We start from the raw sequence: 5,857 nt of genomic DNA, 5'->3' as shown, positions 1-5,857 counted from the left end.
TATTGCGGAAATGATAGATGATCGCTCCACGCTTCAATTGGGAATAGGGGGGATTCCAGATGCCGTATTAAAATCCCTTACAAACCACAAAGACCTAGGTATTCATACGGAAATGTTCTCTGACGGGGTAATAGATCTTTTTAATTCAGGAGCCATAACGAACAAATACAAGGTAAAACATCCCGGAAAAATTGTTTCCTCTTTCGTAATAGGAACCCAAAAGCTTTATGAAAGCATCAATGATAATCCGGCATTTTCTTTTCATGAGGCCGCCTATGTAAATGATACAGCCATAATAAGGAGAAATCCAAAAGTAATTTCCATCAATTCATGTGTAGAGATAGACCTCACTGGACAGGTTTGCGCAGACTCTATTGGGAGTTATCATTATTCCGGAGTAGGTGGTCAAATGGATTTCATTAGGGGAGCGGCATTGTCAGATGATGGTAAACCAATAATGGCCTTGCGCGCTACCACCAATAAAGGTCAATCCAAAATAACGCCATTTTTAAAGCAAGGTGCAGGAGTAGTAACTACCAGAGCACATGTCCACTATGTGGTAACAGAATATGGAACAGCCTATTTGTATGGAAAAAACCTTTCTCAAAGGGCTCATGAGTTAAAAAAAATAGCTGCCCCTGAGCACCAAGAAGAGTTAGACCGAGCAATTTTCGATAGGTTTGGCAGTTTTGTTTATCCTTTTAGATAAAGGGTTTATTCTTAGCTCCTATTAGCTTTTTCCCTTAAAGAGGCGAGGCATAGGAGCTAAGCTTAATCCCGTTTGAAAAACAAAATAAAATGGGTACCACCTCCTTCTCTATTTTTCATTTTAAATTTACCTCCATTGAGGTCTATAAATTGCTTTACGAGTAAAATGCCCAAACCCGTTCCTTTTTCATTGGCAGTCCCCCTCGCCGAAGGAATTCTTGAATACCCCTTACCATTGATCAACTCATGGTATTTAGGATCTATACCCACACCCGAATCTTCAATATGACCTATGACAAAGTTTTCATTCAATTCATAATAGATTTTAATCTCCCCACGCTCAGGAGTGAACTTAATGGCATTACCAATTAAGTTTTGAAAAATAATTTTTAACTGCATCTTATCAATTATGATGTCAGTATTCTTTACGATTTGATGATCGTGTTTTAAAAGCTTCGTTTTAATCTGAAAACTATAACCAAGCAATACCTCAGTTACGGTTTGGGACAGATTTACTGTGGTAGGGTTAGGTTTCACCCCATCCATTTGCCTGTTTGCCCATTGCAAGAGTTCGTTGAGCATTATTTCGGTGTTTTTAATTTGAACAGCCAACAGCTCATAAGCTTCATTCTCATCCTCTTCACTGAAATACCCCTTCCCTTTCATTTCCAACAATTGCTTAATGGAGTTTATGGGAGACCTTAGGTCATGAGAAATAATGCCCAAAAGTTTGGTTTTGGCCAGATTCATTTCAAGTAAACTCTTATTTTGCTCATGTATGTGATGTTTTTGTTTTTCAATTGCATTGTTTTTCTTCTGAAGAGAAGCATTAAAGCACTCTTTTAGCCTCACACTTTTACGAAAAAAGTAAACGGCAAAACCTGATAAAAGCACTAAAAGGCTTAAAAAAATTAAAAGCCTATTCCTTTGCTTAAGCAAAGCCTGGTCTTTTTCACTTTCTACTTTTAAATTCTCATTTTCTGCTTGAGTTAATTTCAATTGTAACCTGGCTATCTGCCTGCTTTTCTCTTCATTATAAAGGCTGTCTCCATAAGACTTACTCAAGGACAAAAAATGGTAAGCCTTGTCAAATTCTTTCTGTTTTTTATATATTTCACTAAGTAATTGAGTAATGTTTTGTAAATCCCAATGAGCGCCGTGAATTACAGCCGTACCATAAGCAGCTTCACCTAAATCCAAGGCTTCTTCTATGGATCCATTTTCAAGCTTTATTTGAGCTAAACCTGTCAATGCAAAGGTTTTCTCCCAATTTGAGAGGGTTAGACTATCTTGAAGTACATCAATGTATTTCTCCGAAGCCTTTTCCAAGGCACCCATTTCATGGTAGACCTTGGCTGTTCGGTTATTTACCATAAGGTTTAAGTGCTTATTAGGAAAGTTAGTCAAGAAATCACTTGCAGTTTTCAGGTGATTCATGGATAATTCAAGGTCACCCAATTCATTTTGTAGTATTCCTAAATTGAAATGATTTTTGGCTAATCTGACGCTGTCATTCAATGAATGATTAATGGCTATACATTCCTCAAATATCCCTTTTGCCACCTCATACTCTCCTTCCACCATTAGCACAAGTCCTCTTCCATTTAAGGCCATTTCTTTTTCAATTACAGCCTCAGCTTGTACAGCATATTCATAAGCCAATACAAATCGCCTTAACGCAAGCTCATACTCTCCTGATATATAATAAACTGTACCCTCTTGATTATTAATCCTTGCACTTAACTTGGGGTCATCGATATTTCCAGCTAGTTCTTTCGCTTGATTTACGTATGAAATGGCTTTGTCTTTGTGATCGTATTGGACCGCTACAGATGCTTTAAGTAAGGAATCTATGGTTTCTAAATCGCCGGCAAAAGATTGGAATGAAGCTAAACTAATAAAGCAAAAAAATAAACCCTTCAAATAAAACATATTACTTAAAATACCCATTCAATTTCTACAATCCTGGTTCTCCATTAAATAATCCCTGCGTTGCAGGTGTACTTATATAAAAAAAACGTAATTCCTTAAAGATAAGAAAAAGGATGAAAAAATAGCTATACAAATCTTTAATCAAGTGTTTGACAATATACAACCTAATTCAATAACTTTATTTTTTTTTTAAAAACGCAATTTAATAAATCAAAAACAGGAACAAGGATGTACCATGGCATCAGACCTATGGTTACCTACCTATTCAAAGGACCTACTTCTTTGATTTCACCTGAAATAGACAATTGATTGCATGCAGATTAAATTGTTTTTTTTACAGATATACCTTGGCCTTTTTGGCAAAAAAAGCCACTGCCAAACCTATTAGGCCCGAACCAACGGCTTTGTTAACATGAATTATATAACTTTTTATTTGCTTGCCAATTCCTCTAAAGCTTTCACCAACCTATCCAAATCACTAGGTTTGGTGTATACGTGTGGCGAAACACGGACAACATCTATATTTTCATAACTGACAGGTGAAGTGTGGATTTTATACTTTTTCAAAAGTGTACTTTCAAGTTCCCTAGTTGTCATACCACCAATGGACACCCCGGCGATCACACAGCTGTAGTCAGCCTTCAACGAAGTATGCAGCTTCACGCCCGGGATTTTAATTGCTTTTTCAGCCCAATAATTCTTTAAGTACCTGGCACGTGCTTCTTTCCTTTTTCTCCCTATTGCGTTATGGAAATTAATAGCTTCCCCTATCCCCTGCTCCAAAGGGAAACTGCGGGTACCGAGCGATTCAAATTTCCTGATATCTCCTCTCGTAGGATCTTGATCACAGAATAACGGCCATACCTTAGAAATATGCTCTTTCTTAATCCACATCATGCCTGTACCTATAGGCGCAGAAAGGTACTTATGAAGACTGGTACCAAAATAATCCGCACCTAAGTCAGGTATATCAAAATCTAATAGTCCAAAAGAATGAGCACCATCAACAACCACTTCAATACCCCTTTCATGGGCCATTTGGCAAATCTTTTTCACCGGCATGATCTGCCCTACCCAATTGATTACATGTGTTACATGTATGATTTTGGTATTAGGAGAAATTGCCTTTCTATACCTATCGACGATTAATTCATCATCCTCAATTGGGAAATCAAATGACAATTGTTTGTAAACAATCCCCTCTCTCATGGCTCTTTGCTTCCAGGCATTCATCATATTGGGGTAATCCTGAATACTACCAATTACCTCATCTCCTTTATTTAAATCTAAACCATGAATCACCGAATTGAGTGCTTCTGTCGCATTTCTATTGATACCGATTTCCTCGGGATCACAGCCCCCAAGATCTGCTAATTTTTGTCTCAGTGGCTCTCTCCCTTGATCCAAAATCCTCCACATATAATAAGAAGGCGCCATATTAGTCATTTTATCATATCGGTCTACGGCGTCCAGCACCAATTTAGGACTAGGAGAAACACCTCCATTGTTAAGGTTCAACACCGGAGAAGAGCTTGCCGGATAGGCCTGTTGAATTAAAGACCAATAATCCTCGTTGCTTGCCATTTCTTCCGGACTTAAATCTTTATAAATATTGGCTTTCTCTTCAAAATCCTTTGCATGCAATTGATTAAAGAGACTACCCGATGAAAATGCGCCGGCCAGGACCAATGATTTTTTGAAAAAGCTTCTTCTGTTTGGACTATTATTCATTTTTTCTTTTTTAATGCTGAGCTGAAATTCACACTCGGAAATTCAAAATTTAGTAAAATAGGTTCCTGGGCATTTTTACCATGCAAAATACTATAAATAATCCAAAAATGAAGATGTTTACGTAAACAATGATTATTAAGACCATCCGCATCTAATTGCCAAGATGTAAAAATGAAGTTTGTAGGTAAATATTCATTTCAATAAAAGCACCAAGGCCTTCATTGTGCTACTTATTTTTAGCAAAATTGATCAGGTGGTAATAAAATTTGGGCTTATCAAAGCTCAATTTTATTTCGAGCCCCGACACATCCTTCACTTTTAATTTTTCTGCTAAACCTTGGGCGATGAGTCTAAAGGTTCTTTTTCGAATATTTTAGCAAAAGCCAATACATTGGGGAATACTTTCAATTCCTTATATACCTCCAAGGGAGAAAAAAACCTAATTTCCATACACTCAGAAGTTGGTTGAAATGCTAAACTTTCCAGCTGCACTTCATACATGGCATTGGCTATAAAAATATTGTTGTGGTTTTTTATAGTAAAAAAGTACAAGGGTTGGGTAGAAATATAGCTGGTACTTAATTTCATTTCCTCCCATATTTCTCTTTTCAGACCTTCTATTGGAGATTCCCCAAAATCCAATCCACCTCCGGGCAATTCCCAAAAGCCATTGTCTTCTCTCACCAACAAAAAACGATTTTTTTTATCGCGAATTAAGGCTTTTACGCTTACTCTGTAAAAGCATTCAGGTATTTGACTTACCATTTTATTCTTTATTTGTCCAGCCATGACACCTTTTGACTGGCATCGTGTGTTTGGCCAATAATTGAACCATATAATCCCGGTCTTCGGGCATTTCTATAACGATATCCTCCCGCAAGTTTTAGCTTTTCTTGGGTTACATCTGCTATTACAAACTCATTGTTGAGTTTTCTACACTCAGCAATAATATCACCGTAGGGGTCTATTATCATCGAGCAACCATTTTTTAACTGGTCATCATCCATCCCAATTGGGTTAGAAAAAACCACGTATATCCCGTTGTCATACGCTCTTGCAGGCAACCACTTCATTAACCATTGTCTACCCTTCATGCCATCAAATTCAATTCGCAAAGAAGTAGGGTCGTTCTTTCTGTTCTCCCAAAGTTTAGGATCCACAAATCCGGCTCCTGGCCGAGTGGAAGGAGTGCACATGGTAACATGTGGCATAAAAATTATTTCGGCACCTAACAAGCAGGTTGCCCTTACATTTTCAATTATATTGTTGTCATAGCAAATCAGAATACCACATTTCCACCCTTTGTAATCAAACACGCAATAGTTTGAGCCTGGTTTAATGTGAGGATTAATAAATGGGTGCAGTTTGTGATAGTTGGCTTGCAAACCATTTTCATCTACGCATACATATGATTTATAAATCTCTCCATCTTTACTCCTCTCAAAAAGACCTGCCAATAGGGTGATTTTATTTTGCTTTGCTATCT

The 5,857-nt window shown here is 37.4% G+C and carries 5 protein-coding genes; 1 reads left to right on the top strand and 4 read right to left on the bottom strand.

What is annotated here, in order from left to right; genetic code table 11:
• A partial coding sequence (locus AAC037_RS18320) for an acetyl-CoA hydrolase/transferase C-terminal domain-containing protein (RefSeq protein WP_339904608.1) occupies window positions 1-709 on the top strand: 709 nt, incomplete at its 5' end.
• A 62-nt stretch (window positions 710-771) separates the two neighbouring features.
• Here AAC037_RS18320 and AAC037_RS18315 read toward each other — a convergent pair.
• The 4 genes from AAC037_RS18315 to AAC037_RS18300 form a co-directional block, all read right to left on the bottom strand.
• Window positions 772-2,631 carry an ATP-binding protein gene (locus AAC037_RS18315; RefSeq protein WP_339904606.1) on the bottom strand — a complete coding sequence of 620 codons (1,860 nt, stop codon included), beginning with the start codon at window positions 2,629-2,631 and terminating at the stop codon, window positions 772-774.
• 438 nt (window positions 2,632-3,069) lie between these two features.
• Window positions 3,070-4,371 (bottom strand): aminotransferase class V-fold PLP-dependent enzyme, encoded by a 1,302-nt coding sequence (locus tag AAC037_RS18310; RefSeq protein WP_339904604.1) that lies wholly within the window; start codon window positions 4,369-4,371, stop codon window positions 3,070-3,072.
• 330 nt (window positions 4,372-4,701) lie between these two features.
• Entirely contained in the window at window positions 4,702-5,160 is a 459-nt protein-coding gene (locus AAC037_RS18305) for an NUDIX hydrolase (protein ID WP_339904602.1), read from the bottom strand.
• On the bottom strand, window positions 5,145-5,857 hold a 713-nt coding region (locus AAC037_RS18300; protein ID WP_339904601.1), incomplete at its 5' end, for a nitrilase-related carbon-nitrogen hydrolase. The genes AAC037_RS18305 and AAC037_RS18300, both read right to left, overlap by 16 nt.

The organism is uncultured Cyclobacterium sp. (assembly GCF_963976465.1).
Lineage (GTDB): Bacteria > Bacteroidota > Bacteroidia > Cytophagales > Cyclobacteriaceae > Cyclobacterium.
Note: the sequence above shows the minus strand (reverse complement) of the source record. Positions and strands in the feature narration are given on the sequence as shown.

Excerpts from the sequence above, each read along its gene's own strand:
- AAC037_RS18310 (WP_339904604.1), bottom strand. The coding sequence starts at position 4,371 with ATGAATAATAGTCCAAACAGAAGAAGCTTTTTCAAAAAATCATTGGTC.
- AAC037_RS18305 (WP_339904602.1), bottom strand. The coding sequence starts at position 5,160 with ATGGCTGGACAAATAAAGAATAAAATGGTAAGTCAAATACCTGAATGC.